This is a genomic window from Candidatus Pelagibacter communis (assembly GCF_001180165.1).
Lineage (GTDB): Bacteria > Pseudomonadota > Alphaproteobacteria > Pelagibacterales > Pelagibacteraceae > Pelagibacter > Pelagibacter ubique_P.
On record NZ_CVSQ01000030.1, the window covers coordinates 1 to 680 of the forward strand.

The 680-nt window shown below is 26.6% G+C and carries 1 protein-coding gene; it reads right to left on the reverse strand.

All coding sequences use genetic code 11. The features are described 5' to 3' along the window. Positions 1-51 precede the first annotated feature (51 nt). Complete coding sequence (locus AMN88_RS01970) at positions 52-426, reverse strand: hypothetical protein (RefSeq protein ID WP_075536187.1); 375 nt, start codon at positions 424-426, stop codon at positions 52-54. Positions 427-680: the final 254 nt, after the last annotated feature.

The window sequence follows — 680 nt, forward strand, 5'->3', positions numbered from 1 at the left end:
ATAACCAGAGGATTTAACTATTTCTAATGCTTCTTTTTTATCCATATATTTTTATATTTTTAATTCCATATTACTTAATCTTAGGATTAATTGATATTGGTTCTTATTAATTCTGCCATCCAAAAATCCTCTGTACGGACTGCCATTCGTTTGAAAAATTAAAGGTTCCTTCCCAGATTTTCCACCTCCTAAAAACATTAAACTTTTTTTATCATCTAGTGTTTTTGCCATATCGAATAAAAATTCAAAAGTTAAACCATCAGTATGTCTTAGTTGAATACTTTTATTGATAACAAATTTTTTTAATATTTCTTCTCTTTTAAAAAACTTACCTGTCCATTTAAGGGGAGGGGTGTCATCTCTTACATTTGGCACTATTTCTTTAGGATCTTGCTTTTTTATCTCTTTTCCATCTTTATTAAACAAAACCTCTTTGATCTTTGGAGGTGAATAGAGAATTTCATTTTTTGAGTTAAATAAAATTCTATCTGTATCTCCAATAAATTTACCTGCATATTCAATGTTAATATCTACATCATTATTTAAAATATTTTCTGCTAGTTTAGATTTATATTTATTAATTAGACCCTCCTCAGATGTTTCGTCTGAACTAATAAGTAATCTAGAATTTTTTATAGATTTACCTTTATAAGAAAGCTTTGATCTCCAAAATTAAAATC